Source organism: Uliginosibacterium aquaticum, from assembly GCF_012972705.2.
Lineage (GTDB): Bacteria > Pseudomonadota > Gammaproteobacteria > Burkholderiales > Rhodocyclaceae > Uliginosibacterium > Uliginosibacterium aquaticum.
Genome location: NZ_JABCSC020000001.1, coordinates 410,922 through 435,556, shown reverse-complemented (window position 1 = coordinate 435,556; position 24,635 = coordinate 410,922). Strand labels below are relative to the sequence as shown.

Genomic DNA, 24,635 nt, shown 5'->3' with positions numbered 1-24,635 from the left:
TTACATTGCACACAATTTAATTGCAAGCACCAAATTACACGGACTGGATGGGCTGGCCCCCTCAGTCCGTGTCCTGCTTGGCACGCAGCGTGCTATGGACTAACGGCCTGTCATCAGAGGCACCGTATAATCGCCGCCTTTGGCAAACCATCAGGAGCGCATCCGCATGTTTTCTCCGGCACCCGAGATCTTCAAGGCCTACGACATCCGTGGCATCGTCGGCAAATCCCTCACCGTTGAAACCGTGCGCGGCATCGGCCAGGCACTGGGCACGGAAGCCCTGGTGCGCGGCCAGAAAACCATCGTCATCGGCCGCGATGGCCGCCTCTCCGGCCCGGACTTCGCGGCGGCCCTGGCCGAAGGCATCACCAGCACAGGCATCGACGTGATCGACATTGGCTGCGTCGCCACCCCGATCACCTACTTCGCGGCCTATCACCTGGGCGCAAACAGCTGTGTCTCGATCACCGGCAGCCACAATCCGCCGGATTACAACGGTCTCAAGATGGTGCTGGGCGGCCAGACGCTGTACGGCGCAATGATCCAGGATCTGCGCCGCCGCATTGTGGAAGGCGATTTCGCTCAGGGTACCGGCAGCGTTTCGCACACCGACGTGCGCCCGGCCTATATCGAACGCATCCTGAGCGATGTGAAGCTGGCTCGCCCGATGAAGATCGTGCTCGACTCCGGCAACGGCGTGGCCGGCAACACCGCACCGGAACTGTTCAAGCGTCTGGGTTGCGAGCTGACCGAATTGTTCAGCGAAGTGGACGGCAATTTCCCGAACCACCATCCGGACCCTTCCAAGCCGGAAAACCTCGAAGACGTGATCGCCGCGCTGAAGGCAGGCGACGCTGAAATCGGCCTGGCCTTCGACGGCGACGGCGACCGCTTGGGCGTGGTCACCAAGGATGGCGAGATCATCTATCCGGATCGCCAGATCATGCTCTTCGCCGCCGACGTGCTTTCGCGCGTGCCCGGCGGCCAGATCATTTACGACGTGAAGTGCACCCGCAACCTCGCCCCGTGGATCCGCAAGCATGGCGGCGAACCGGTGATGTGGAATACCGGCCACGCGCTGGTGAAAACCAAACTCCGCGAAACCGGCGCCCCGCTGGCCGGCGAGATGAGTGGCCACATGTTCTTCAAGGAGCGCTGGTACGGCTTCGATGACGGTCTCTACACCGGCGTGCGCCTGCTCGAGATCCTGTCGCGCAGCCCGGATGCCAACGCCATTCTGAAGGCGCTGCCGGACGCAGTATGCACGCCAGAGCTGAACATCAAGATGAGCGAAGGCGAGCCGGTGGCGCTGGTCGAAAAGCTCAAGACGGTGAAGTTTGAGGGCGAAGTCGAGCGCATCACCATCGACGGTCTGCGCATCGAGTTTGCCGATGGCTTCGGTCTGGCCCGCTCTTCGAACACCACTCCTGTGGTAGTCCTGCGTTTCGAGGCCGATGATGCCGCCGCGCTGGAACGCATCCAGAACGAGTTCCGCAGCAAGATCGGCAGCGCCTGGCCGGGCATCGAACTGCCCTTCTGAAGCTTGGCACTCGGCCTGAACGGCCCGCCCTGTGCGGGCCGTTTGCTTTCAGGAAACCGGCTGGACCTGCAGGCGCTGCACAAACTCCTGCGCCGGCAACGGCTTGCTGAAGAAGTAGCCCTGGTACAAATCGCAGCCGTGAGCCTGCAGGATCATCAGTTGCTCGGGATCCTCCACCCCTTCCGCCAGTACCTTGAAGCCCAGTGCACGCGCCATGCTGATGATGGCCAGGGTGATGGCGCGGTCGTCACGATCATGCACCAGGCCGTCAACGAAGCCCTTGTCGATCTTCAGCACGTCCAGCGGGAAGCGCTTCAGATAGACCAGCGAGGAATAGCCCGTGCCGAAGTCGTCGATCGCGATACGGATCTGGCGAGCGCGCAGATTGTCGAGCAGGCGGGCAACCTCGCTATGGGCATCCATCAGTACCGATTCGGTCAGCTCCAGTTCCAGCAGATTGGCCGGAAAGCCTGTTTCGCGCAGCACTTGCTCCACCAGTTGATCAAACTGGCCATGACGGATCTGCTGGGCCGACACGTTCACCGCGAGGCGCAGCGGCGGCAGGCCGGCATCCAGCCAGGCTCGCCCCTGGCGACAGGCTTCGCGCAGCACCCAGGCCCCCAGTTCGCGGATCAGGCCGGTCTCCTCGGCTATCGGGATGAAGCGCGCCGGCGCCAGCAGCCCCTCCACCGGATCCTGCCAGCGCACTAGGGCCTCGGCCCCCACGATGCGCCCGCTGTGCAGCTCGATCTGCGGCTGGTAATGCAGGAACAGCTCACCGCGGGTGATGGCGCGGCGCAAGCGGGCATCGATGCTGATGCGGTCGCGCGCAGCGTCCGTCATGCTTGACGAGTAATACTGGAAGCGCCCGCGCCCCTCGGCCTTCGCTCGGTACATGGCAGCATCGGCCTGCTGCAGCAAGGCCTCGGCAGTTTCGCCATAGCCGGGAAACAGACTGATGCCAATGCTGACGCTGCATTGCACCTCGATCCCGTTGGGCAGCTGGAAAGGCGTTTCAAGCGAGTGAATCAGTTCTTCCGCAACCCGCGCCGCATCTTCAAGACGCGTCAGGTTCTCGAGCAGGATGGTGAATTCGTCGCCGCCGAGACGGGCAAAGAAATCCGTTTTACGTAACCGCGCCCCCATGCGGTCAGCCAGCAGTTGCAGGAGCTGGTCGCCCACAAGGTGGCCGAAACTGTCGTTGATATCCTTGAAGCGATCGAGATCAAACATCAGCAGCGCCAACAGGCTGCCATCGCGCTGCGCCATGGCCAGCGCGTGCTCCAGGCGCGTGAACAGCAGCAGGCGGTTGGGCAGCTGGGTCAGCGCATCATGGTGAGCGAGATGATCCAGGCGCTCCTCTGAAGCCTTGAGGCTGGAAATGTCCGAGAAAACCTGCACATAGTTACAGACTTCCCCTTGCTCATCGCGCACCACACTGATGCTGAGCCACACCGGCGCTACGCGGCCATCCTTGATCTGACCCCAGTACTCTCCCTGCCAGTGGCCGTGCTGCGCAACAGCCTCCCAGATTCCCTTGAAGAACGCCTCATCGTGGCGGTTTGAGCGCATCAGGGTGCCGGGTTTGCCCAGCACCTCAGCCTCGCTATAGCCGGTAATCTCGGTAAAGGCTGCATTGGTCATCACGATGCGCAGCTCGGCGTCGGTGATCACCACTCCCTCACGCGCATTCTGGAACACGGCCGCCGCGCGGCGCAGGGCCAGCTCCGTCTCCTTGCGCGCCGCAATATCGGTATGGGTGCCGGCCATGATCAGGGGCCGACCCTCGGCATCTCGCTCGACGATACGGCCACGCGTCAGAATCCATTTCCACTGCCCACTGGCCGTGCGGATCCGGAACTCCACTTCGTGGAGTGGCGTGCGTCCGGCCAGATGCGCCTCGATCGAAGCCTGCGCCCGCGCCAGATCCTGCGGCTGCAGATAATCGACCCAACGGGCCGGTGAAATATCCCACTTGCCGAACTGATAGCCCAGCATCGAAGCGAAACGCGGGCTGATATCGAACTGGTTGGTTTGCACATTCCACACCCAGAAACCCTGCTCCGAGCCTTCGATGACCCGGGCATAGCGGGCCTCGCTCTCGCGCAGGGCATCCTCGGCTCGTCGCTGGGCACTGATGTCCTGCATCGCACCGCGAACGGCCACGATATGCCCTTCAACCAGCACCGGCTCGGCCACCAGGCGCACCCACTTCTCTACACCGCCGGGCGTCTGCAGTGCCAGCACCATGTCGCAGGCGCTGCCCTCCCCAAACAGGCGCGCCATGGCCGACTCGAACAACAGCCGCCAGCGCTCGCTGAACAGATGCGGACCAAACAGCAAGGGGGGCTGTGCGGCGGCATCGAGGCCGCAAATCCGCGCCACCTCCTCGCTAAGCGGCCCCTGCAGGCTCGCAGCATCCACCTCCCAGGCGCCCAGCTCAGCCATCGCGCTCATGTCCTTGAGCAAATCGTGCTGATGCTGCAGGGCCGCCTCCATGCGCCGCCGCTCACGCTCGTCGCTGAAGGCGAAAATCCGTCCGGCGGCCCGTCCATCGTCATGATGAATCGCCGTCTCGCGCAGGGACACCGGAATCTCCGCCTCATCGCGGCGGATCAGGGTCAGATCCCCCGAGAGCGCGGCAGCGTGCACGGCGTTCTGCCCAGAGCGACGCAACACAGCTCCGATCTCCTGCCCGAGCGCTTCGCCCATTGGCCAACCGGTGATCCGCTCGGCCTCCGGATTGAGATAGCTGATCTGACCTCGCTCATCGACCGCAATGATCGCATCGCCCACGCTGCGCAGGATCGCTGCCTGAGTGCTCCGGCTGGCTTCTAGACGGAACCAGGCGCGATGCAGGGTTTCGCATAACACGCTGATCAGCAGGCCATTGGCGAGCAGAAAAACCCAGCGCAGCTTTTCACTCGGGATGGACAGCAACTGGGCCGCCGCTTCCGGCGGCATCAACAACAGGGAGGCACTCGCTCCCAGGGCCGTGGCCCACAAACCCGGCCACAGGCCGCCAATGGCCGCGCTGACGATGATCGGCAAGATCAGGATCTGCAAAACCGGCGTCTCCGGTCCATGCGCCAGGCTGAAGTGCATGAAGGCAAAGCTCAGACTGGAGACAAGGGCAAATCCATATTGCAGCCAGCGGGGCCAGCCCAGCAGTGGGCGCAGACCATTCATTGGCGTTGCCACCGCGCGCAGCGCATCAGCGGCCGGCACGGCGCGCAAGGCGAAAAACAGCATGGCTGTGGTAATGAACACGAAAGCCACGCCCTTGGCCGTCGACAGCCAGACGATGCGTGACAGGTCGGTAAACTCGGCCAGCAACTGGTCGGACAGGAAGATCCAGGCCAGCGCAAAAACGGCATAACCCAGGCTAGCCAAGGCAATGAAGCGTTGTCGCGGAGTGAATATCATCGAGTGGTCCGTTCCCAAAGCCCCCGGCACGATCATCCGTGGTCACCCTCAAGTCTGCGTCAATCCTCTCTGCAACAGCAACGCACACACCCTCAAGCCCATCCGCCGGCATGCAAAAAGGCGCCCGCAGGCGCCTTTCCAGTCTCAGACAAAAGAGCATTCAGAAGCGATAACCCACCCCGAGGCCCCAGGTGATCGGGTTCAGACCCACATTGCCGACCTTGGTGCCGCCCACTTTCACGTCGGTATCCATCTGGAGGTATTTCACATCCAGATTCAATGACCAGTTCCGGCTCAGGGCAAAGTCCAGCCCCGCTTGAGCCGCCAGCCCGATACTGGAACTTTCGACTTCGGCTGCCCCGCCAAGGATATTGCTGCGATCCGAGAACAGGGTGTAGTTCAGACCCAGCCCGAGGTAAGGCTTGAAAGCCCCCAGATCCGTGAAGTGGTACTGCAGCAGCAGCGAAGGCGGCAAGGCCTTGATCGTGCCCTGCTTGCTGCCCCCCACCTTGATGTCGACTTCCTGCGGATAAGTCAGCACCAGTTCGGTGGCGATGTTCTTGGTAAAGAAGTAGCTGATATCGAACTCGGGAATCCAGCGGCTCTTCGCCTCGATGGCGGTCGAGCCCCCCAGCGGCAAACCGTCGGACTGCTTGTTATCGAAATCAACATAGACCGCGCGCACCCGCAGCAACCACGGGCTCTCCTCGGCATGTGCGGCAGGCATGGCCGTAGCCGCCAGCAGGGCAAGCACAGCCGCCAGCATCTTCTTATTCATGAGTCTCTCCTCTGTAGGTTAGGCAAACATTTCCGTCGCTGAAGAAGGTCACTCCTGCACGCCCCTCTCCGCGTCCCTCAAATTGCGGAGTTGATCTTAATCAAAAAGACCTTTTCGCAAGAATGGGAATTGCCCCTACACGCTTTCCCGCAGGGAAAGCTCAAGCCTCACACAGGGAACGTGCATCCTCCAGCAGCGCATCCACGGTTTCCGCCTCGATATCCCAGGCGCACATGAAGCGTGCCGCACTGCCGATGAAATCGTAGAAGCGCCAGCCACGCCGACGCAGGCCCGCCGCGACCTCGGCCGGCAAGTCCACGAACACACCATTGGCCTCGGTTGGCGCGATCAGGCGCAGCCCCGGTAAGTCCGCCAGCCCGCGCGAGAGACGCTCGGCCATCGCATTGGCATGCGCGGCGCGGCGCAGCCAGGCACCGTCCTCCAGCATGCCCAGCCAGGGCGCAGCCAGAAAACGCATCTTCGACGCCAGCTGGCCGGCCTGTTTGCAGCGATAGGCGAAATCTTCGGACAGGCGCCGGTCGAAGAACACCACCGCCTCGCCCACCGGCAAACCCATCTTGGTGCCGCCGAAGCACAGCACATCCACGCCGGCACGCCAGGTGATGTCCGCCGGCTTCACCGCCAGCGAGGCCACCGCGTTGGCAAAGCGCGCGCCATCCATGTGCACGCGCAGGCCATACTGGCGTGCCCGCTCGCTGATCGCCGCGATCTGCTCGGGGCGATACAGGGTGCCCAGCTCGGTCGCCTGGGTGAGCGTTACCACGCGCGGCTTCGGGTAGTGGATATCGCTGCGGCGCTCGACCAGACGCGTCACCTCGTCCGGGCTGATCCGCCCAAACTCGCCCGCGGCCGCCAGCAGCTTGGCACCGTTGGAGAAGAACTCCGGCGCCCCGCACTCATCCGTCATCACATGCGCCGCCTCATGGCAGATCACGCTGTGATAGGACTGGCACAGCGAGGCCAGCGCCAGCGAATTGGCCGCCGTGCCGTTGAAGACGAAATACACGTCGCAATCGGTTTCGAAGATCGCGCGCATGCGATCCGATACGCGCCGGGTCCACTCATCATCACCATAGGCCATGGCGTGGTCTGAGTTTGCTTCGGCAAAGGCGGCAAAGGCCTCCGGGCAGATCCCGGCATAGTTGTCGCTGGCAAAGTGCTGGGCCATGAAAATCTCCGCTGCTGGCTGATCACAAGCCAAGCATTATCCACCGGCGAGCGGCCTGCCTCGAGAGATGACGAAGTGGTTACCGCTAAATGACGGGCGTCTGTCAAAAATATTTAACCTGTAACACATACCCTGCCGGATGTCGCTCTCGCTCTTCACAAGGAACACATCCATGCGCTTTGCCCGCCTTCCCGTCGCGGCCGCCCTGCTCGCCGCTGTTTGCCTGCCTGCCGCCGCGCAGACCCTCTACCCGATCAATCGCGCCGAAATTCTCGCCGGTTCGCGCTTCGACCTGAAGGTCGAGTTCCCCGGCCCGGTCGATGCCGCCAGCGTAAAACTGACCCTCAACGGGCAGGACTATCACAAGCTGCTCGGCAAGTCCGCTAGCCTGATCCCGGACGAAACCGGCAAGGGCGCCTCCAGCCTGATCCTGCGTGACGTAACGCTCACCAAACCGGGCCAGTACAGCGTCGAAGCCTCGGACGGCACGAACACCCGCAAGGTGGTCTGGAACGTCTACGCCACGCCGGCCAAGCCTGTCGCGAAGAACGTGATCCTCTTCATCGGCGACGGCTTCTCGGTCGCCCACCGCACTGCGGCGCGCATCCTGTCGCAGGGCATTGAAGACGGAAAACTCAAGGGCAAGCTGGCCATGGACGAACTGCCGGCTATGGCGCTCCTCAGCACCCAGGGCACGGACTCGATCATCACCGACTCGGCCAATGCCGCCCACGCCTACACCACCGGCCACAAGAGCTGCGTGAATGCGCTGGGCGTGTATTGCTCGCGTGCCGCCAATTCGCTGGATCACCCCAAGGTTGAAACCCTCGGCGAGCTGGCCAAGCGCAACGGCCTTGCCGTCGGCGCCGTGACCAACTCCGAAATCGAAGATGCCACGCCCGCCGCGATGGTGGCCCACACCCGTCGCCGCTCGGACTTCAATGACATCGTGAAGATGTTCTACGACACCAAGATCGACGTGATCATGGGCGGTGGCTCGCCGAACTTCCTGCCCAAATCCACGCCGGGTTCCAAGCGCACCGACGAGGTCGATTACATCGAGCAATTCAAGGGCGCAGGTTACGCCTTCACCACCACCAAGGCCGAAATGGCCGCCGCGGCTGACGACAAGAAAACCACCCGCCTGCTGGGCCTCTACAACACCGGCAACATCGATGGCGCGCTGGATCTGAAGTTCCTCAAGAAGGGCTCGGTCAGCAAGTTCCCGGATCAGCCGGACGTGGTCGAAGAAATGAAGGCCGCGATCAAGATCCTGTCGCGCAACAAGAAGGGCTTCGTGCTGATGGTCGAGTCCGCCCGCATCGACAAGTACTCGCACTCGATGGATGCCGAACGCGCCATCTACGACACGATCATGCTCGACAAGGCGGTCGCCGAAGCCAAGCGCTGGAGCAAGGCCAACGGCAACAACACCCTGATCCTCGTCACCGCCGATCACAGCCACGGCGTCAGCGTCGTCGGTACGGTCAATGACGATGCGCCGGGCAGCGACATGCGCAACAAGATCGGCACCTATGAAGATGCTGGCTTTCCGAACTACCCGGCGCCGAACGCCGAAGGTTATCCGGAGAAAGTCGATGTCTCGAAGCGTATCCGCCTGGTGTTCGCCAACACCCCGGACTACTACGAAACCTTCCGCCCCTACCTGGACGGAGAGAACGTGCCGGCGATCAAGAATGCCGAGGGCGTGATGGTGGCCAACGAGAAGTACAAGGATGTGCCCGGCGCAGTATTCCGCACCGGCAACCTGCCCAACGTGGGCCCGCGCGGCGCCAATCAAGGCGTACATACCGGCGATGACGTGGTGCTCACCGCTGGCGGCCCCGGCTCGGCGGCCGTGCATGGCCAGATGGAAAACACGGACCTGTTCCGCGTGATCGCCGACGCACTGGCACTCGGCAAGCCCGCTGCAACGGGCAAGAAGTAAGCAATGTTCTCCTCGCAGTTTGCCGGCGGCTCACGCCGCCGGTTTTTCTTTGGCCTGGCAGTCCTGCTCGCCAGCCCGCTCTTGCGTGCGGCCGAGCTCCTGAGTTTTGACGGGCTCTACAAATCCAATACCGTGCTGGGCCTCAAGTTCGCCGAGCGCACCCTGGCGCTGAAAGGCCAGAACGTGCGCCTGCGCGGCTATATGGCGCCGCCGCTCAAGCCCGAGAGCAAGTTCTTCGTCCTCACCCGCGAGCCGGTTTCGATCTGCCCCTTCTGTTCGTCCGACGCAGAATGGCCGGTCGACATCGTGGTCATCTACGCCAGCAAGACGGTGATTCCCACCAACTTCTCCGAGCGCATCGAAGTCGAAGGCACGCTGGAAGTCGGCAGCCATACCGACCCCGCGACCGGCTTCGTCAGCCAGCTGCGCATCCGCGATGCCAGCTTCAACAAGCTTCGCTGAACCCATGAACACCGGCACCCTGCGCGCCACCGGCCTGCGCTTCCGCTTCACCGGCCAAACCACCGATCTTTTCGCCCTCGACCGCCTCGAACTCACCGCCGGCCACATGCTGGGCATCCGTGGTGCCTCCGGCGCAGGCAAGACCACCCTGCTGCACTGCCTCGCCGGTATTGAGCCACTCACTACCGGCAGCATCGTGTGGGACGACACGGATATCACCGCGTTACCAGGTGCTGGGCTGACGCGCTGGCGCCAGCAAAAGCTCGGGCTCGTGTTCCAGGATTTTCACCTCGTCGAAGGCCTTTCGGCGCTGGACAACGTGCTCCTGCCCGCCAGCTTCACTGGCTGGCGCATCGCCCCCGCACTGCGTTCGCGGGCAACCCGTCTGCTCAGCCGGGTCGGAATTGCGGAGCCAACAAGACGTGCGGAACTGCTCTCACGCGGCGAGCGCCAGCGTGTCGCCGTGGCCCGTGCGCTGCTCTTCGCTCCGCCGGTGGTGCTGGCCGATGAACCCACGGCCAGCCTTGACCCGGAAAACCGCGAAATCATCGCCGACCTGCTCTGCGGACTGGTGCGCGAGCACGGTGCCACGCTGATCGTCGTTTCCCACGAAAACGCGCTGCTCCACCGCATGGATCGCGTGCTCGAACTGCGCAGCGGCACGCTGCAGGCTGCGGAGGCCGCCCATGTTTAATCCCCTACCCGTCGTGCTCGCCGACTACCGCCGCAACCGTCTGCTGGTCGGCATCACCCTCGCCCTGATCGCCCTCGCAGTCGCCATCGGGGTGGCCGTCATTGCGCAGGAGCGCGCGCTGCGCCAGGGCAGTGCGCGTGCGGCGGACGATTTCGACCTGCTCGTCGGCGCGCCCGGCAGCCCCACCCAACTGGTGCTGACCAGCGTCTATCTGAAGCTGCAGTCGATCCCTCTGGTGAGCGGCGAAGTGCTCGTCAAAACCAGTACGGCGCGCGGCATACGCTATGCCGCGCCAATCGCGTTCGGCGATAACTGGCAGGGCCATCCCATCGTGGGCACGATCGAAGATTTCGCCCATCGCGGCGGACGCCTGCCGCCGCTTGAGGGGCGCCCGTTTCGCCAGCGCGGCGAAGCGGTGATCGGCGCCCAGGTGCCGCTGGCAATCGGAGCCCGGATACACCCGGAACATGGCGCCCATCACCATGACGACGATGAGGAGGGCCACGAACATGAGCTCGCCTACACCGTGGTCGGTCGCCTGCCCGCACGGCATAACGTGTGGGACAGCGCCATCCTCGTACCCGTCGAAGATGTATGGTCCGTGCATGAACTACCTTCGGGCCACCCGCCAGGCAGCACGCAGATCGGGCCACCCTGGGATGCCACCCGGGTGCCGGGCGTACCGGCCATTGCCATCAAGCCCGAGTCGGTCGCCGCAGCTTACGGTCTGCGCGGCCAGCTACGCACGAACGAGAGCATGGCGCTGTTTCCCGCCGAAGTGCTCAACGAGCTCTACAGCACGCTGGGCGATGTGCGCGATCTGATGTCGATCCTGGCGCTAGCCAGCCAGGTCCTCGTTGTGATCGCAGTGCTGATGGCTCTGCTCGTCGGTTTTCTCGCCCGCGCCCGCCAGTTCGCCGTGCTGCGCGCCATCGGCGCCGGCAGCCGCTACGTGTTCAGCGTGATCTGGCTCGAAGTGAGCCTGCTGGTGGCTGGCGGCGCAGCCCTCGGCCTGCTGTTGGGCTACGCCGCCTCGTGGCTGCTGATGCAGTGGATCGCTCCGCGCATGGGTTTTGCAATGCCAGTATCCCTCGGCAGCGAGGAGCTCCTGCTCGCCAGCGCACTCGCCGCCGCCGGACTGCTGATTGCAATCCTGCCGGCCTGGCTGTCCCTCCGCCGGCCGGTTGCCACAGGCTTGAAGGCATGAAAAAGCCCGCACGCGGCGGGCTTTTTCAGCATCCGGCAAGGCCTCAGGGGCGGGTCCGGCCCTTCATGTTCACACCGGATTGCCCGCTCGCGGCGAGGCTCTCCAGCGAATCATGAACGATCTGCCCGGCATAGCTACGGTTGTGGAAAGCAGCACCAGGGTCGCGCAACAGGAAGGTGTAGTTGAACACGGCCTGCAGCAGACGCGGCGTATAGGCCTTGTAGCTGTTCGTCGGCTTGAGTTCGTCGTCATCCACCACACCGTTGCCATTGCTGTCGGTGTACCAGTAGGGAGAGGCCTTGGAAGAGTAGGCCAGGGGCACACCTCCGACCTTGATCGCATACTGCTGGATGCCGGCATACAGCGAATCCATGCTCTGCTTCAGCTCGCTGCGGTAGTCCGCGATGCGATCACCCTTGTCGGTATGGCAGCTGTCACATTTCTCGACCTTGGCTTGGCCGCTGTGCGGATCATGGCAAGCCAGACAGTTATCCAGCTGCTTGGGATGCTTGTAGCGCCCGTCATAGGTCTTACCCGCAAACTCGTAAGCCACCTTGGCCTGGGTGCCGAAGAGCGTCGCGCCCGCCGGGAAGTAATGCACATGGATGAAGGCCAGCGCCGGATCCGGCGTGTCGAGTGCCTTACCGGCAATCGCCTTGTTCACGCTGGCCGTGGACTCACGCCCCTGGTGACAGGTCATGCACAGGTTGGCGTCATTGAGGCCGGCATCCACTTCCAGCCCGCTGGCGAAGGTGAGCTTGCTGACCTTGTGACGCTCGTAGCTGAGCATGTCGGCATGGCAGTTGGTGCAGGCATAGGCATTCTTCACCTGCTTGGCGGGGGCGTTCTTGCCATTCGCCAGATACTCCGGCACACCTTGGGCCGCATGGCAGCGGGCGCAGCCGGCGGGAATTTCTGCCGCCTTGTCCCAGTAATGGAAGGCCTTGCCATCCCGGTTGAAGTGCCCCACGCCCATCTCGATACGCGCGCCAGCAGGTTTGCTCTGCGCCGCAGCAGGTTCGGCCGCGAGACTCGGCGTAAGGAGTGCGGCCGCCATCAGGGCCAGCACCAGACTGATCATTCTCTTCATGGAAAACTCCGCTCCGGATCGTCGTTTGCACACGCAAAACCACTTCGTCAGGATAGGTGTTCCGAGCCTCGATCGACAGCCCCTGACGCGGCGGAAAACCCTCTCCCATCACGCTTTTCGCGCCGGGCATGACCGGCATCAATAAGCGCCCGGCACCAGATCCCGGACGTCCATCAGAAGCGAGAAGCGCCCATCCGAAAACAACAGGGCCGCTCCATGGAGCGGCCCTGTTGTTGCGCTACCTCATCCGGATCAGCTCTTCTTGGCCCCGTAGAGATAGGGGTTCAGGGTCGGGTCGTTGTACATTTTGAACTGGCGGTAGACCTTGTAATGCGCGCGCCCGGCCGCGCAATCGGCCAGCAGCTGCTCCAGGCAGGCGGCCAGATCGGCACGCTGCTCACGCAGGCGTTCAAGCTTAGCCTGGCAGGTGGCGACGTGTTCAACCGAGGCATCGCTGCGCCGGGTCTGCTCGCCCATGTGGAAGATCTTCAGGCCGAGGATGGAGATGCGGTCGATCATGCTGCCCGCCGTTTCGGAATTCAGGCGGCTGCCCGTCACTGCCGGCGGCAGGGCGGAGAGGAAGACTTCGTCCATGCGCTCGATGGCATCGTTACGCTTCTGGTTGTAGCCATCGATGGCGCGCTTGTTGGCGGCAATTTCGCTATCGGCCACGTCCTTGCGGCGGGCCAGATCCTCTTCGTCCCAGAGCAGGTTGTTGAAGCGGTGATTCAGTTCCAGGAATTGCCACAGGCCTTCAGCAAAGCGGGCCGGCTCGGACTTGGCCCAGCAGCGGTTGGCCACGCAGGCATCGTGGAAAGCAATGATTTCGGCGCTATCGATCAGCTTGGTCATGGTGCGGCTCTGTGCATTCAATCGGAGGTGCGGCATTCTACGCCCTGCCGCGGTAAGCGTGCCGTAACACGGGCGCCATACGCTGGCAGCCCCGCATGGAGAAGCCCACCCAAATGGAAAGTCCCTTCAAAGGCAAGACTGGCATCGTCCGCATCTGGAATGCCTTCAACTATTCACTGGACGGCCTCCGCGCTGCCTACAAACTCGAAGACGCCTTCCGGCAGGAAGTGCTGCTGGCCATTCTGCTGATCCCCCTTGCCCTGCTCTCAGCCCGCAGCGGCCCGGAAAAAGCCTTGCTGATCGCCTGTGTGCTGCTGGTACTGATCGTGGAATTGCTCAACTCCGCGGTCGAGGCCGTGGTGGATCGCGTCTCGCTGGAGCGCCACGAGCTCGCCAAGCGCGCCAAGGATATCGGCAGCGCCGCCGTGCTGATCACCCTCATCAATCTGGCTGCAGTGTGGGGGCTGGTGTTTTTCGGCTAGGGACTGACGCCCGGCAAATACCCTGACAGGCCCGGGAGCGCCCCATGCGCTACAATCCGCGCACTTTTACACCCGGATTCCGACCATGTCCGTCCTCATTTGCGGCTCGATGGCCTACGACACCATCATGGTGTTTCATTCCCAGTTCAAGAAACACATCCTGCCCGAGCAGATCCACATCCTGAATGTATCCTTCCTGGTGCCGGAAATGCGCCGCGATTTTGGCGGCTGCGCCGGCAACATCGCTTGGTCGCTGAAACTGCTGGGTGGAGAGCCGCAGATCATGGCCACCGTGGGCGACGATTTCGGTCCCTACCTGGCCCGCCTCGAAGAACAGGGCATCGGCACCCGCCACATTCGTCAGGTGCCGGAGAGCTTCACCGCCCAGGCGTTCATCACCACCGATCTGGACGACAACCAGATCACCGCCTTCCACCCAGGCGCAATGAGCTTCTCGCACCGCAATAGCGTGCGCGACGCAGAGGGCATCAAGATCGGCATCGTGTCGCCGGACGGCCGCGACGGCATGTTCCACCACGCACGCGGTTTCGCTGCTGCCGGCCTGCCCTTCATCTTCGATCCGGGCCAGGGGCTGCCAATGTTCTCCGGCGACGAGCTGCTTGAGTGTCTGGATCTGGCAACCTGGTGCACCCTCAACGATTACGAGGCCAGGCTCGTCTGCGAAAAGACGGGGCTCTCCCTCGAGGCACTGGCGGAACGTTTGCAGGGCCTGGTGGTCACACTCGGTGCGCAAGGATCCCGGATCTACACCGAAGGCCGCGTCATTGAAGTCGCCGGCGTAACGGCCGACGACATCGTCGACCCAACCGGCTGCGGCGATGCCCATCGCGGCGGCCTGCTCTACGGCCTCTCGAACGGCTGGGATCTGGAAAAGTCCACGCGCCTGGCCTCGACCATGGGCGCTCTCAAGATCGCCAGCCGGGGGGGCCAGAACTACAACCCGAGCCGGGATGAGATCGCTGCCCGCTACGCCAAGGCTTACGGCAGCGCCCCCTGGTAAGCACGAAGGAAAGCCGCAGATGAAGAACCCGCTCCTGATCCTCGCCCTGATCGCCACCGCAGTGGTCTCCGCCGGCTGCGCCAGCAGCAAGGCCGGGGATGTGTATTCACGCGCAGAAGCTCGGCGGCCGATCAGCTACCGCGAAGGTACCTTGCTCGAGGTGCGCAAGGTTCGCCTGGAAGGAACCAAGAGCGGCCTCGGCGCGCTGGGCGGAGCTGCCATCGGCGGCGTGGCCGGCAGCGGCATTGGTGACGGACGCGGCGCCATCGTCGCCGGGATTGTCGGTGCTGTCGTCGGCGGCGTGGCCGGTGCGGCGACCGAGGAAGGCTATACCCGCGAGAATGCCTGGGAACTCACCGTCCGCATGACCAGCGGTGAAACCATGGTGGTAGTGCAGGGGATCGGCAAGGAAGACAAGTTCGCCCCGGGCGACCATGTGCGCGTACTCCAGAGCAGTGGTGAAACCCGCGTCTCTCCGGCCACCGCACCGCTTGCCCCTGCCCCTGCCCCCAGCCCGGCCAAAGACAGCAAGGGCAGCACCACCAGCCTCTGAAAGCGCGGTGTAATTTCCGCGCAACCAGCCGGTAACCGGCACGCAACACGATCCTCCTAGAGTGGCACGGCAGGCATGAGCCCTGCAGCCACTCGAGGATCAAAATCATGTTGCGTGTCAGCCCGCAAACCTCCGAACAAAAGTCCCGCTCGCTGTGGGTAGGCCTCGCGGCCACCGAATCCGAAATCCTGGCCGCGCAGAAACTGCGCTACCGCGTCTTTGCCGAAGAGATGGGCGCCCGCCTCAACCCGCGTACACCGGGTGTGGACCGCGATCATTTCGATGCTTACTGCCAGCACCTGATCGTGCGTGATGAAGCGCATGGCCGCATCGTCGGCACCTACCGCATCCTCACCCCGGAAGCAGCACGCAAGATCGGCGGCTACTACTCCGAAACCGAATTCGATCTGACCCGCCTGCAGCATCTGCGCCCGAATCTGGTCGAGGTCGGCCGCTCCTGCATCGATCCCGAATACCGTACCGGCGCCGTGATCACCCTGCTGTGGAACGGCCTTGCCCGCTTCATGCAGAGCGGTGGCTACGAATACATGATGGGATGCGCCTCGATCGGTATGGCCGACGGTGGCCATAACGCGGCGAATATATTCCAGGCGCTGGCAGACAAGCTGGCACCGGTGGAATACCACGTTTTCCCGCGCCATCCTTTGCCGGTCGAAATGCTGGCCAGCGAGGCCCGCGCCGAAATCCCGCCGCTGCTCAAGGGCTATCTGCGCGCAGGTGCTCAGGTGTGCGGCGCACCGGCCTGGGATCCTGACTTCAATACCGCCGATCTGCTGATCCTGCTGAACATGGCGCGCGTCGATGCGCGCTACGCCAAGCACTTCGTGGAACGCCAGGGCGCTTGAGCGCGCGGCCACGGACCATCCGCCCGGGCTGCCGACCTCAGCAGGTTGGCCCCGAGCGGGAAACGGGGCGGCACCGAGCCACAGTTCGCTCAGGCGCCATGTCGGCCCTTGCGCCCGCCCCCAAAAACGTAAATGGGCAGCCGCCCTTGATCAAAACATGACCACGTCTCAGGCCCCCACCCTTCCCGCGTCCCTCCAAACGCTGCGCAGCGCATTCACCGCCCCCTTTCGCGCCCTGCGCACCACCTGGCGTCTGACCCAAGTCGTCATCCTGGTGCTCGGCGGCCTGCTCATCGTGCGCTTCTTCTTCCCATTCTGGTCGGCCTCCCACCAGCGACGTGTCAAACAACTGTGGGCAGCCTTCCTGGTCGACTCGCTAGGCGTAACGCTCGAAGCTCCCATGGAGGAGATCCCTCCACAAAGCCTGGTGGTGTGTAACCATATTTCCTGGCTGGACGTGTTCGTAATCAATGCCGTGGCCCCCACCACCTTCGTCTGCAAGGATGACGTACGTGCCTGGCCCGCACTGGGCTGGCTGGTAGCGCATACGGGCACACTCTTCATCGAGCGCGGCAACCGCGCAGCTGCCGCCCGTTCCGCCGCAGCAATGGCCCAGCGCCTGCGCGAGGGCGAGCGCATTGCGGTGTTCCCGGAAGGCACCACCACTCAAGGCCACGCCATGCTGCCTTTTCGCCCGGCGTTGTTTGAAGCGGCAGTGGAGGCAGCGTCAGGGGTCCAGCCGCTGGGCTTGCGCTACCTCGGCCGGCACGATGAACTCAGCCTTGCGCCAGCTTACGATGGTGACATCAGTTTTGGCGCAAGCATGCTCGCGATTGCCAGTGCTTCAGGCCTGCGTGCGCGGCTGCAGGTACTGAGCCCCTTAGAACCAAGCAAGAGCCGGCGCGAACTGGCCAGCCAGAGTGAGCAGATCATTGCCTGCGCGCTGGGCTTCACGCCACAAGCCCAACTGGCGCCGACCGAGCCCACCGATCCCTTGTCCGAAGCCTTACCGGCCGTAGCTGGCTGAGCCTCAGACGCGAAAACGCCGCACCGTCTCCACCAGCGCGACGGCCAGCTGATCCAGACTGCGCGCATTGTGGTCCACGGATTGTGCCGCGCCGTTGCTCTCCTCGCACATGCTGGCAATCTGCTCGACCTGCTGCGCAATCAGCTGACTGGCCGAACTCTGCTCGCGCAAGGCGGCATTGATACGCATGCTGGCTTCGGTGGTCTGATCTGCGGCCTGACTGATCTCACCGATGGATTGCTCAGCCTGCGAAGCCAGCCCCAACTGCTCCTCGAAGGCCTGTACCACGCTGCGCACATCGGCAATCGCCTGCACCGAACTTTCCTGGATGAGTTTTACCAACGCATTGATCTGAGCGGTTGAGCTGGTGGTTTTCTCCGCCAGCTTGCGCACCTCGTCGGCTACTACCGCAAACCCACGCCCCTGCTCACCGGCTCGCGCCGCTTCAATGGCGGCGTTCAGGGCCAGCAAATTGGTCTGGTCAGCAATTTCCTTCACCGTCTGCACGATGCCGGAAATGGCGTCAGAGCGCGTTCCAAGCTCCTCCAGTACCGCAGCCGTCTGATGCACGCGCAAGGAGGTGCGTTGCAACTGAGCATTGCCCTGCTCGACAGCGCCGTGCCCGTTCAGCGCGCTGCTGCGTGAGCGTCCCGCCAGTTGCTCGGCCTCCTGCGCCGCATCACCCACCTGACCGACACTGACGGTCAGCTCCTCGACCGCTGCGGCCACCGAACTGGCCGCACTGCTCTGGGCATTGCTCGAATGTCCCATTTGATCGACCGCACTGGCGATCGACGCAGTCTGCCGGGCAAGCTCATCCATGCGTGTGTGGATCTCCCGCACGATCTGCTGGAAACGCTCGAGCATCTGATTAAGCGCTACCCCGCATTCCGTCAGCTCATCCTTACCGCTCACCGGCGCGCGGTGAGTCAAATCCCAGTCCTGCTCCACCTGCAACATGGTGCTGCGCAGGCCGGACACCGAGCGCATGATCGATTGCAGCAGGAACCAGCCGACCCCTGCCAGTCCAGCCAGTACCAGCACCACGCCTGCCGCAGTCAGCCACTGTGCGTTATGCATGATGCTGGCGGCCTCCGCCCTGAAGTGCTCGGTCTGCTCAAGAGCGTAGGTCGCAATCACCTTGTCCAGCTCGGCCATTGCCGCAGCCAGGGTTCGGTCCATGCCACGTACCGCCACATCCACCTTCTTGCCCGCCTCCGGATCGGCCGGATCGAACTGCTGCAGAGCACTGCGGTATTTTTCACCCAAGGCCTTGAGTTCGCTATCCGCCTTGCGCACTGGAGCGGCATCCAGTCCCACTCGCTGCATCCCCGCATCCAGGATAGCCAGGGCCTTGGCCACCCGCGCCTCCTCCTCTCCAAACTGCTTGAGATAGCGCTCGTAAAGTGCCTTGTCATTGCCCCGGATGAGAATGTTCTTCCATTCCTGCACCTGGGTCTTGAAGGCCACCTGCGCCTCCGCTCCGGTCTTTTCAAGCTCAGCCGCCACCAGCCGGCTTTCCAAGCCAGCATCCAGCTTGCCCTCCAGGCGCTGCATCTGCCACAGCCCGCACAGCCCCTGGCCGAGAATAATCGCAGCCCCCAGCAGCAGGATCATGAGCAATTTCGTTCTGATCTTCATTTTTGCGCCCTTCGCCGACAAAGCGGATCAACAGCCTGCTTTACGGCTCGCCGGGGTCACGACTTGATCACAGATTGGGACACCTGAACCTAAGGACATAGTGGCCCGACTTGGCACAGGTCATACCACGCGGACGGGAATCGGCAATAATCGCGCTTGCCGCTGCGTGGCGGCGCCCGAACCCGTAGCTTCCCACCATGCATATCCTTATCGTTGGTGCAGGACTCGCCGGCGTGACAGCCGCCTGGTACCTGCGTACCGCCGGTCACAGCGTCACCGTCATCGAGCGCAATGCCGCTCCCGCCCTCGAAACCAGCTTTGCCAACGGTGGCCAGATCTCCATCAGCCACCCCGAACCCTGGGCCAACCCCGGCGCACCGCTCACCATCCTGAAGTGGCTGGGCCGCAAGGATGCTCCGCTGCTTTTTCGCTGGCCCGCCGAGGCCGCCCGCATCAAGTGGGGATTGCAGTTCCTGCACGAATGCCTGCCCCACCGTACCCGTCGCAACACCCTTGCGATTGCGCGTCTGGCCGCATTCAGTGGCCACGAACTGCGCGCCCTGCGTGAAGCCACCGACATTCACTACAACAGTCTCTCGCGCGGTGTGTTGCACCTCTACTTCGCCAAGGAGAACTACCTCCACGGCGAAGCCCAGCAACGCGTGCTGAGCGAGCTCGGCATCGCCTCGAAGATGCTCACCCCCTCAGCCTGTGTGGATCAGGAACCCAGTCTCGCGCACGTTGAAACGCGCCTGGTTGGCGGCATGCTCGGAAGCGAGGATGAAAGTGGCGATGCCCAGCGCTTCGTCACTGAACTGACTGAGCGCTGTCGCGACATCGGCGTCGAGTTCCTGTTCAACGCACGCGTCCGCAGCCTGATTCGTGACAACAAACGGGTCGGCGGAATCGAGATCGAACGAGACGGGCAACGTGAAACCCTCGGAGCCGACAGTTACGTCATCGCCGCCGGCAGCTACAGCCCCTTGCTGGTAAGGCCACTGGGCGAACGGCTGCCAATCTACCCGGTCAAGGGCTACTCCACCACGCTCAAACTAAAAGATCCCGCCCGCGCACCAACGGTCAGCCTCACCGATGAATCCCGGCGTATCGTCTGCTCCCGCCTCGGCGACAGCCTGCGCATTGCCGGCACAGCGGAGCTCAACGGCTACAACACCGAACTCGATCCGGAGCGCTGTAGCGCCCTGCTGCGCTGGGCCGAAGACCTCTTCCCCGGCGCCTGCGACGCCAGCGAGCCCAACTACTGGGCTGGCCTGCGCCCAACCACCCCCAGCAACCTCCCAATCATCGGGCGTGGCGGACTGGAGAATCTTTATTACAACACGGGACACGGCACCCTGGGGTGGACTCTGGCAGCGGGGTCAGCCCGAAAACTCGCCAACAACATTGATGGGCTAACAAGCGAGGTCTGAAGCAGGGCGCCCCTACAGACAAAACACCTGAACATAGGCGCAACAATACTCAGGCGGTCCTTCTCCCGAGATGGAGATCAGCTACGGCTGCTTGGCAGGTGCTCGCCAAGCACTCGGTCATACAGCTTACTGTACGCCGCCCCGACCACATCAGCCGAGAACAAACGACGGCAGCGCTTACCTGCAGCCTCCCCCATTCGATCACACAGGAGCGGGTTGTCTTCCAAGTGCCGCATGGCTGCAGCCAAAGCCTCAATGTCCCCTGGAGGCACAACCAGACCCGTTTCGCCGTGAGCGTTCACCAAAGAGGTTCCGGTTCCAATATCGGTTGTAATCATCGGACGCCCCATTGCCGAAGCCTCCAGCAACGAAACCCCGAAAGCCTCTGCACGCAGGTGAGACGGGAAAACCATCGCCCGTGCCAGCCGGATCAACGCGAACTTATCCGCATCATCCCGATAACCAAGGAAATGGACATTGCACAGCCCGGCAGCCTGTGACTGCAAGCGCTCACGCTCCGGCCCATCCCCCACGATGACAACCGGCAAACCAGTCCTGCGTGCCGCCTCGACCAAAAAATGTAGGCCTTTGTAATAACGCAGCACACCTACAAACAAAAAAAACCCCTGCCCAAGCTGAGCACGCCAAGAAGCCTCTCGCTCAATATTTGGCGTTGGCAGCTTTCGACAATCCAGCGCCAAAGGGATCGTCGTGACTTTCTCCCCCATGGACTGAAGCAGACAACTACTGGACTTATAGGCATCCGAAGTCGCCACAACCGCCGCCGCACGACGGAAGAACTGGTCCTGCAAGGGCTTGTACACCTTGCCGAGAAGCCGCTGGCGGACAATATCCGAGTGGTAGGTCACAATCATGGGGGTACGCGAAGCCCCAAGCAGCGCCAGCAAATCTCCAAACGGCCACGGATAGTGGCAATGAATGATATCGGCACGCTTGGCCAAGGCACGCAAACGAACGAAGGATAAAGGCGAGCCGAAATCGCAAGACGCAACTTCAAACACGCTACGGCTGCGAACAAGCACGCCTTCCGGCAAACGCATCACCTGTGGCAACGCATTCTTTGCAAGCGAATAAATCGTATTGCGGCACCCATGATCTGCCGTTGCAAGGCACAACTGCCGAACAGCCTCCTGCACGCCTCCCTGCGTTTCAGGAAAATAAGTGCGGTAAATGTGCAGAACCCGGGGGCCTGTGTGAACAACGGAATGCACAAATGCCTCCGCGCCTTCCACTTCACGAGCCAAGCGGGGTGTCTTATTACCTGAGAGTGAAGGCTGGGGCAACAGGGCTTGAGGATCCGAATACATATATCAAAGAGTCAGCGCTAGGCGATAAGAGTGCATGGTTTCCGATACAACGCGACTCCAGGAAAAGGTCGCCGCGTGCGCCACGCCATTGATGCGGGCCTCAGCACGCCATCCCTCATCTTCAATTGCCCGTACGAGTAGCATCGTGAGGGTCTCGATATCTTCAGGATCGCAAGAAAGGGCGTAGCCCCCCGAAGCCTCAGGCAGACTCGAGGCATTCGAACAGACTACTGGCACACCACAAGCCATTGCCTCCAGCACGGGCAAACCGAAGCCTTCATAAAAGGATGGAAATGCAAATGCCTGCGCAGCCGAAAACAAGACAGGCAAATCAGCGTTATGAACAAACCCTAGGTGACGCACCCAACCCTGCTCCTGGGCCGAGACAATCCTTGCATGGAGTTCTTCGCTACGCCATCCACGATAACCCGCAATCACGAGAGGGTAATGCTTCCGCGTAGCTTCGGGCAAACGTTCATAGGCATCCAGAAGGCCTGAAATATTCTTGCGAGGCTCAATCGTCCCAGCAAAAAGCACGAAACGCTTGTATTCCACCCCTAGGCGCACAAGAACAGCGATGCACTCATCATGAGTTCGCGGACGGAAATCACCAGAAGCCGCCAACGGCACGGAGAGCACCCGGTCAGCAGGGAAGCCTGAATACTCAATAATTTCCTGCCGCGTGTATTCACAGTCTGTCAGCAAAACACTGGCCCGCTTGAGTGCCACCGGCAACTCCTGCGCCATATAGCGGACACGCTCCGGTGGATGGAACTCAGGGTGCTTGAACATCGACAGATCGTGAAAAGTCGCGACACAAGGCCCACCGTGCGGAGGCAGGTAGTAATTCGGCCCGTGGTAGACATAATCCTTCAAGCTCTTCAAGGCTCTAGCCTGCAAAACAGACTTTAGCCCACGATGTAATCCAACCGCTAACCGGCTCTTCAACAGCATCAACTTCATGGATCGCACGGAGTCCGCCCTAGCCTGCTCGCTGCCAGACAAGTGCGGTTCAGGCAAAGCCGCTTGCAATTGATGACCTGCGAAGTAACGCAGATGCTCTATCTCCGATTTCTGTTCAAGACCTCGAGCGAGCTCATAAGTGTAGCGGCCGATCCCGGTCAGCGGATAACGGACAGCATCAACCCCTAACACAAGCTTCATCTGCAACCAGCCTCGTACATCCAAGTCAGAGTGTCCTTGAGTGGCAAAGGCTGCCACTCCGGGATCACCTCATTCAATCGCGCCGCACTACCTGTCAGCGTCCTAACCTCATTGGCGCGAACAAACGCCGGATTCACCGCCACATCGATGCTGTAACCCGCAATCTCTTCCATCAACGCAATCACTTCCCGCAAGGACGTAGCCCGCCCAGAGCAGACATTAAAGACCTGCCCCACCGTACGCACAGATGCTTGGATCATCCCACGATACGCGGAAGCCACACGCCGGACATCGTTGAAATCCCGCCAGACATCCAGGTTACCCAGTTCGATATGTTGAGCACGGCGACAAAAATGACCAACGATCTTCGGCAGCAGGAAGCTTTCGGTCTGTCCAACTCCGGTGTAATTGAAGGGCCTGGCAATCACGATAGGCAGTTTTGGCAGCCAAAGCTTCGCCATGTACTCCATCGCCAACTTGCTGACGGCATAGTCATTGGCCGGATCTGGCAGAACATCTTCGCCGATCACGCCTTCCGTGCGATTACCGTAGACGTTGGCACTACTTGCCAACAACACACAGTCAAGCCCATCAGCAACGCCCGACAAAGCCTCAAGCAGGTTGCGAGAGCCCATCAGATTCACGCGATAGAATGCGTCGGCATTACCGTGCCCAACAAACGCAATGCCCGCAAGATGCACGACTACAGCCGGACGCAGGCGATCCATCACCGCGCGCAAGCTCCCTGCATCGGTCAGGTCAGCACGATGATAGTTGGGCTGCGAAGACTCTTCACTGCCCAAACCATGCACCTCGTAACCAGCCGATTCGAGTTCAAGCGCCATGTAATAGCCAGTAAAGCCTCCCAGCCCCGTAATCAGGGCGCGCTTGACCGACATATCAGAACGAAAACCCAACTTCGTTGCGACGCAAATCGGCGTCAACCATCATCCGGCAGAGCTCTTCGAGGGTGGTCTTGGGTGCCCAGCCGAGGACCTCTTGGGCTTTTGCGGGGTTGCCGATGAGGAGTTCGACTTCTGCGGGGCGGTAGAACTTGGGATTGACACGAACGAGGACCTTGCCGGTTTGGGCGCAAGTTCCTTGTTCGGTTTCGTCCTTACCACTCCAGTTGATCTGGATGCCGACGGCTTTGAAGGCCATGGTGACGAAGTCACGGACGGTTTCGGTGCGGTTGGTGGCGAGCACGAAGGTATCAGGCTCATCAGCCTGGAGCATGCGCCACATGCCTTCGACGTATTCTTTGGCGAAGCCCCAGTCACGCTTGGCATCCAAGTTGCCGAGCTCAAGGACGTCGAGCTTACCAAGTTTGATCTTGGCGACAGAGTCGGTGATCTTGCGGGTGACGAATTCCCGGCCGCGCAAGGGGGATTCGTGATTGAAGAGGATGCCGGAGCATGCGAACAGGCCGTAGGACTCGCGGTAATTGATGGTCATCCAGTGAGCGTAGAGCTTGGCAACACCATAGGGGCTACGCGGGTAGAAGGGGGTGCTTTCGATCTGCGGGATGGCTTGAACCTTGCCGAACATTTCGGAGGTGGACGCCTGATAGAAGCGGATCTTGGGGTTGACGATACGGATGGCTTCAAGCAGGTTCACGCAGCCTACGCCGGTTATTTCGGCAGTAGTGAGGGGTTGCTCGAAGGAGACACCAACAAAGCTCTGAGCGGCGAGGTTATACACTTCGGTTGCGCCGCTGGTTTGAAGCAGACGAATGCTGGAGGACAGGTCTGTCAGGTCGTATTCCACCAACTGCAGGTTGGGATGGTTCTGAATACCGAGCTCTTCGATGCGCCAGAAATTGACGGAACTGGTGCGACGGAAGGTTCCAATCACTTTGTAACCCTTGCCTAACAGAAGCTCGGCCAGATAGGCGCCATCTTGACCGGAAATGCCTGTTACAACAGCTGTTTTCATAA

Annotated in this window: 21 protein-coding genes; 11 read left to right on the top strand and 10 right to left on the bottom strand. The window is 62.0% G+C overall.

From position 1 onward, the window contains the following. Positions 1–166 precede the first annotated feature (166 nt). Positions 167–1,540, top strand: a complete 1,374-nt coding sequence (locus HJ583_RS01980) for a phosphomannomutase/phosphoglucomutase (RefSeq protein WP_170020059.1) — start codon at positions 167–169, stop codon at positions 1,538–1,540. A 48-nt stretch (positions 1,541–1,588) separates the two neighbouring features. Here HJ583_RS01980 and HJ583_RS01975 read toward each other — a convergent pair whose 3' ends face one another. From HJ583_RS01975 to HJ583_RS01965, 3 genes are all read right to left on the bottom strand, one after another. Continuing rightward, complete coding sequence (locus HJ583_RS01975; RefSeq protein WP_170020057.1) at positions 1,589–4,966, bottom strand: EAL domain-containing protein; 3,378 nt, start codon at positions 4,964–4,966, stop codon at positions 1,589–1,591. 160 nt (positions 4,967–5,126) lie between these two features. Further along, a complete protein-coding gene (locus HJ583_RS01970; RefSeq protein ID WP_170020055.1) occupies positions 5,127–5,744 on the bottom strand; it encodes an OmpW/AlkL family protein in 618 nt (205 codons plus the stop codon). Between the two features lie 160 nt (positions 5,745–5,904). Further along, positions 5,905–6,933 (bottom strand): threonine aldolase family protein, encoded by a 1,029-nt coding sequence (locus HJ583_RS01965; RefSeq protein ID WP_170020053.1) that lies wholly within the window; start codon positions 6,931–6,933, stop codon positions 5,905–5,907. Positions 6,934–7,105: 172 nt separating this feature from the next. On the opposite strand from HJ583_RS01965, the gene HJ583_RS01960 reads away from it, so the two are divergent. Genes HJ583_RS01960 through HJ583_RS01945 form a run of 4 tightly spaced genes read left to right on the top strand, consistent with a single transcriptional unit; the run spans position 7,106 to position 11,244 of the window. Then, positions 7,106–8,881, top strand: coding sequence for an alkaline phosphatase (locus HJ583_RS01960; RefSeq protein WP_170020051.1), 1,776 nt, complete (start codon positions 7,106–7,108; stop codon positions 8,879–8,881). Between the two features lie 3 nt (positions 8,882–8,884). Further along, positions 8,885–9,343, top strand: coding sequence for a hypothetical protein (locus HJ583_RS01955; protein ID WP_170020050.1), 459 nt, complete (start codon positions 8,885–8,887; stop codon positions 9,341–9,343). Between the two features lie 4 nt (positions 9,344–9,347). Then, positions 9,348–10,037: an ABC transporter ATP-binding protein gene (locus HJ583_RS01950; protein ID WP_170020048.1), complete on the top strand. Its 690-nt coding sequence runs from the start codon at positions 9,348–9,350 to the stop codon at positions 10,035–10,037. Continuing rightward, positions 10,030–11,244 carry an FtsX-like permease family protein gene (locus HJ583_RS01945; protein ID WP_170020046.1) on the top strand — a complete coding sequence of 405 codons (1,215 nt, stop codon included), beginning with the start codon at positions 10,030–10,032 and terminating at the stop codon, positions 11,242–11,244. Before HJ583_RS01950 ends, HJ583_RS01945 begins: the two co-directional genes overlap by 8 nt. A gap of 43 nt (positions 11,245–11,287) precedes the next feature. Here the strand turns inward: HJ583_RS01945 and HJ583_RS01940 are convergent, their stop codons facing one another. Then, positions 11,288–12,334: a hypothetical protein gene (locus tag HJ583_RS01940; RefSeq protein ID WP_170020044.1), complete on the bottom strand. Its 1,047-nt coding sequence runs from the start codon at positions 12,332–12,334 to the stop codon at positions 11,288–11,290. Between the two features lie 252 nt (positions 12,335–12,586). Next, positions 12,587–13,186 carry a DUF4254 domain-containing protein gene (locus HJ583_RS01935; protein WP_235943690.1) on the bottom strand — a complete coding sequence of 200 codons (600 nt, stop codon included), beginning with the start codon at positions 13,184–13,186 and terminating at the stop codon, positions 12,587–12,589. Between the two features lie 113 nt (positions 13,187–13,299). On the opposite strand from HJ583_RS01935, the gene HJ583_RS01930 reads away from it, so the two are divergent. From HJ583_RS01930 to HJ583_RS01910, 5 genes are all read left to right on the top strand, one after another. Continuing rightward, entirely contained in the window at positions 13,300–13,668 is a 369-nt protein-coding gene (locus HJ583_RS01930) for a diacylglycerol kinase (protein WP_170020040.1), read from the top strand. 85 nt (positions 13,669–13,753) lie between these two features. Further along, positions 13,754–14,689: a carbohydrate kinase family protein gene (locus tag HJ583_RS01925; protein ID WP_101941848.1), complete on the top strand. Its 936-nt coding sequence runs from the start codon at positions 13,754–13,756 to the stop codon at positions 14,687–14,689. A gap of 19 nt (positions 14,690–14,708) precedes the next feature. After that, positions 14,709–15,242 (top strand): outer membrane lipoprotein, encoded by a 534-nt coding sequence (locus HJ583_RS01920; protein WP_217423235.1) that lies wholly within the window; start codon positions 14,709–14,711, stop codon positions 15,240–15,242. A gap of 107 nt (positions 15,243–15,349) precedes the next feature. Beyond that, positions 15,350–16,108 carry a GNAT family N-acetyltransferase gene (locus HJ583_RS01915; RefSeq protein WP_101941849.1) on the top strand — a complete coding sequence of 253 codons (759 nt, stop codon included), beginning with the start codon at positions 15,350–15,352 and terminating at the stop codon, positions 16,106–16,108. A gap of 157 nt (positions 16,109–16,265) precedes the next feature. Next, complete coding sequence (locus tag HJ583_RS01910; RefSeq protein WP_170020038.1) at positions 16,266–17,135, top strand: lysophospholipid acyltransferase family protein; 870 nt, start codon at positions 16,266–16,268, stop codon at positions 17,133–17,135. A gap of 3 nt (positions 17,136–17,138) precedes the next feature. Here HJ583_RS01910 and HJ583_RS01905 read toward each other — a convergent pair whose 3' ends face one another. Continuing rightward, positions 17,139–18,752, bottom strand: coding sequence for a methyl-accepting chemotaxis protein (locus HJ583_RS01905; RefSeq protein WP_170020036.1), 1,614 nt, complete (start codon positions 18,750–18,752; stop codon positions 17,139–17,141). A gap of 221 nt (positions 18,753–18,973) precedes the next feature. On the opposite strand from HJ583_RS01905, the gene HJ583_RS01900 reads away from it, so the two are divergent. Further along, positions 18,974–20,206, top strand: coding sequence for a D-amino acid dehydrogenase (locus HJ583_RS01900; protein ID WP_170020034.1), 1,233 nt, complete (start codon positions 18,974–18,976; stop codon positions 20,204–20,206). 77 nt (positions 20,207–20,283) lie between these two features. Here HJ583_RS01900 and HJ583_RS01895 read toward each other — a convergent pair whose 3' ends face one another. The 4 genes from HJ583_RS01895 to gmd form a co-directional block, all read right to left on the bottom strand. Next, entirely contained in the window at positions 20,284–21,471 is a 1,188-nt protein-coding gene (locus tag HJ583_RS01895; protein WP_217423234.1) for a glycosyltransferase, read from the bottom strand. Positions 21,472–21,537: 66 nt separating this feature from the next. Beyond that, a complete protein-coding gene (locus tag HJ583_RS01890; RefSeq protein WP_328824800.1) occupies positions 21,538–22,755 on the bottom strand; it encodes a glycosyltransferase family 4 protein in 1,218 nt (405 codons plus the stop codon). Continuing rightward, complete coding sequence (locus HJ583_RS01885) at positions 22,695–23,597, bottom strand: NAD-dependent epimerase/dehydratase family protein (protein ID WP_170020030.1); 903 nt, start codon at positions 23,595–23,597, stop codon at positions 22,695–22,697. The genes HJ583_RS01890 and HJ583_RS01885 overlap by 61 nt, the downstream gene beginning before the upstream one ends. 1 nt (position 23,598) lies before the next feature. Next, complete coding sequence (gene gmd, locus HJ583_RS01880) at positions 23,599–24,633, bottom strand: GDP-mannose 4,6-dehydratase (RefSeq protein WP_170020028.1); 1,035 nt, start codon at positions 24,631–24,633, stop codon at positions 23,599–23,601. Positions 24,634–24,635: the final 2 nt, after the last annotated feature.

What these genes read in the sequence shown, in the direction of transcription:
- HJ583_RS01940 (WP_170020044.1), bottom strand. Translation starts at nt 12,334, where the DNA reads ATGAAGAGAATGATCAGTCTGGTGCTGGCCCTGATGGCGGCCGCACTC.
- HJ583_RS01965 (WP_170020053.1), bottom strand. Translation starts at nt 6,933, where the DNA reads ATGGCCCAGCACTTTGCCAGCGACAACTATGCCGGGATCTGCCCGGAG.
- HJ583_RS01950 (WP_170020048.1), top strand. Translation starts at nt 9,348, where the DNA reads ATGAACACCGGCACCCTGCGCGCCACCGGCCTGCGCTTCCGCTTCACC.
- HJ583_RS01885 (WP_170020030.1), bottom strand. Translation starts at nt 23,597, where the DNA reads ATGTCGGTCAAGCGCGCCCTGATTACGGGGCTGGGAGGCTTTACTGGC.
- HJ583_RS01925 (WP_101941848.1), top strand. Translation starts at nt 13,754, where the DNA reads ATGTCCGTCCTCATTTGCGGCTCGATGGCCTACGACACCATCATGGTG.
- HJ583_RS01905 (WP_170020036.1), bottom strand. Translation starts at nt 18,752, where the DNA reads ATGATCCTGCTGCTGGGGGCTGCGATTATTCTCGGCCAGGGGCTGTGC.
- HJ583_RS01970 (WP_170020055.1), bottom strand. Translation starts at nt 5,744, where the DNA reads ATGAATAAGAAGATGCTGGCGGCTGTGCTTGCCCTGCTGGCGGCTACG.
- HJ583_RS01945 (WP_170020046.1), top strand. Translation starts at nt 10,030, where the DNA reads ATGTTTAATCCCCTACCCGTCGTGCTCGCCGACTACCGCCGCAACCGT.
- HJ583_RS01900 (WP_170020034.1), top strand. Translation starts at nt 18,974, where the DNA reads ATGCATATCCTTATCGTTGGTGCAGGACTCGCCGGCGTGACAGCCGCC.
- HJ583_RS01920 (WP_217423235.1), top strand. Translation starts at nt 14,709, where the DNA reads ATGAAGAACCCGCTCCTGATCCTCGCCCTGATCGCCACCGCAGTGGTC.
- HJ583_RS01935 (WP_235943690.1), bottom strand. Translation starts at nt 13,186, where the DNA reads ATGACCAAGCTGATCGATAGCGCCGAAATCATTGCTTTCCACGATGCC.
- HJ583_RS01955 (WP_170020050.1), top strand. Translation starts at nt 8,885, where the DNA reads ATGTTCTCCTCGCAGTTTGCCGGCGGCTCACGCCGCCGGTTTTTCTTT.
- HJ583_RS01960 (WP_170020051.1), top strand. Translation starts at nt 7,106, where the DNA reads ATGCGCTTTGCCCGCCTTCCCGTCGCGGCCGCCCTGCTCGCCGCTGTT.
- HJ583_RS01975 (WP_170020057.1), bottom strand. Translation starts at nt 4,966, where the DNA reads ATGATATTCACTCCGCGACAACGCTTCATTGCCTTGGCTAGCCTGGGT.
- gmd (WP_170020028.1), bottom strand. Translation starts at nt 24,633, where the DNA reads ATGAAAACAGCTGTTGTAACAGGCATTTCCGGTCAAGATGGCGCCTAT.
- HJ583_RS01910 (WP_170020038.1), top strand. Translation starts at nt 16,266, where the DNA reads ATGACCACGTCTCAGGCCCCCACCCTTCCCGCGTCCCTCCAAACGCTG.
- HJ583_RS01930 (WP_170020040.1), top strand. Translation starts at nt 13,300, where the DNA reads ATGGAAAGTCCCTTCAAAGGCAAGACTGGCATCGTCCGCATCTGGAAT.
- HJ583_RS01980 (WP_170020059.1), top strand. Translation starts at nt 167, where the DNA reads ATGTTTTCTCCGGCACCCGAGATCTTCAAGGCCTACGACATCCGTGGC.
- HJ583_RS01915 (WP_101941849.1), top strand. Translation starts at nt 15,350, where the DNA reads ATGTTGCGTGTCAGCCCGCAAACCTCCGAACAAAAGTCCCGCTCGCTG.